The organism is Fibrobacter sp., assembly GCA_012523595.1.
GTDB lineage: Bacteria > Fibrobacterota > Chitinivibrionia > Chitinivibrionales > Chitinispirillaceae > JAAYIG01.
In genome coordinates, this window is sequence record JAAYIG010000060.1 from 1 (window position 1) to 1,868 (window position 1,868).

The following is a 1,868-nucleotide window of genomic DNA, read 5'->3' on the forward strand; positions in this document are numbered from 1 at the left end:
CAGCGTGCACGCTTTTCATCGTTTCCCAGGGCATCTTTAAACCCTCTACGGGCGTGCCCATGGCAGTTTATGTGTATAACTGATTCCCTGAAATCAAGGAAGTCGTACAGGTTCAAGCCATCACTTTGCACCCGCCCGGTATAGGAATCGGGTATCAGATCTTTGATATTTTTCTGATTGCGTGCTCTCATGTAATGAAACGTTACGATATTGAGCTCTGGAGAAAGCGTCTGAACCATATATCCAAGATGACTTTTTCCTTTAGTGGGCTCTATCATAACCTTTATGGTTGATTCATCGATCTGGAAATAGCCACTATTTAAAATCCTGTTCTGCAATGCAGGAACAAGACTGCTTAACCAGAATGCTCCTTTGGAGAACCAGCCGCTAAGAGTAGAATATGGAATATCAAAGTTGCAGTAACGTTTAATCTGTTCCCCAAAGCGGTACAGCGGGTTATGGTCAACACATTTTGTAACAAGCAGCTGAGCTACAAGACTGGAACCGGCAATACCCTTGTCGATACAGCGATTCGGAAGTCCAGGAGTGCAAATAACAGTTTCACCATCAACGTTTTTTTTCAATACAGGACGTATAATCCGCAGAACATAAAATTCAGCCGGTTTGTAATGAAGTTCCTCAGTAATTTTTTCAGCTATTTTCACATATCCGCTGGTATCGAAATCCGGCTCAATTTTTTTGTCAATGCGAGGGAGGTGAGCAGGAATCTCATCTCTGCCATGTGGGGTATGCTTTTTCACTTTATCACGTGTATAGGTAACTGTTTCCTGAGAGACTTCTATCTCTTTTTTTGGAACATTAAGCGGCAGTTCAGTCTGTTGATCATTGGAAACATAACGTTCTGTTTTTTGTCCGAAGATCTGCTTTTCGAACCAGGCGATGCGGTCCTTGAGATGCTGATTCTCATCTCGCAACACCTTTATCTCTTTAGTCGCATCGGTATATTTCACCAACAGTTCATCTGGACTCATAATAAGTATAAAATAGATTTTGTGTCAATATTAAATCAACAGAAATATGTTCAGGAACAACATATTTCCGGCACCTGTTTTGCTTGACACATTTGTTGAAATTCAAACCGCTTACGCTTTCTGACAGATGACAACTCTATGCCGCAAAGCATCAAATGCAATTGTTCTGCATTAATGCTTATTCGTGATATATCGCTATTGCCACAAGGAATTTCAAAAGTACCCTGCTCAAGTCTTTTGTAAAACATCCAGAACCCGTCATTATCCCAGACAATCATTTTCAGCCTGTCACGGCGTTTGTTGTAAAAGACAAACAGTGCTCCGCTAAGAGGATCTGATTGCAGATATGATTGTATTTCTCCACAGAGTCCGTCAAAACATTTGCGAAAATCTGTCGGTCTGTTAGCAATGTAAATCTCTGCCGGAAAAGAAAAAGATATCATCGCTTTTAACCCCGGACTATGCTGTACTCAAGTATTGCGCGTAAAATATCTGGTGAAATATGTTCCGGAATTCGTATTACAGTGCTGTTTCCGATATTGATTTCAATAAACGGTGATGAAGATTTATTGTTTTTCTGTTCAAGAATAACTCTGGAAAATGAAGGCAGGGGTATTTTTTGTCCAGACTTCTGATGTTGTAATGGATGGGTTTCAGTACGCAGACGTTTACGCCAGTTATAGAGTGTATTGATAGAAATGCCTATTTTACCGGCTATTTCTGTGGATCCCAAAATGCCCTCTTGTGAGAGGTGCAGAAATTCATTAAATTTTCTTTTGCGCTCTGATTCTTTCATAATGATGCTCCCGGTTGAGTTCACTATGAAAATCGGTTACGCGGAATGGGGATGAAAGACGCCGTTCACTGTTAGCATAC

General features: G+C 40.8%; 3 protein-coding genes. All 3 read right to left on the reverse strand.

Annotated features, from left to right (window positions below):
• Window positions 1-971 (reverse strand): transposase (locus GX089_03695; protein ID NLP01574.1); only part of this gene is annotated, 971 nt, incomplete at its 3' end.
• 71 nt (window positions 972-1,042) lie between these two features.
• Complete coding sequence (gene tnpB / locus GX089_03700; GenBank protein ID NLP01575.1) at window positions 1,043-1,435, reverse strand: IS66 family insertion sequence element accessory protein TnpB; 393 nt, start codon at window positions 1,433-1,435, stop codon at window positions 1,043-1,045.
• A 5-nt stretch (window positions 1,436-1,440) separates the two neighbouring features.
• On the reverse strand, window positions 1,441-1,788 hold the full coding sequence (locus GX089_03705; GenBank protein NLP01576.1) for a hypothetical protein: 348 nt from the start codon (window positions 1,786-1,788) through the stop codon (window positions 1,441-1,443).
• Window positions 1,789-1,868 lie beyond the last annotated feature (80 nt).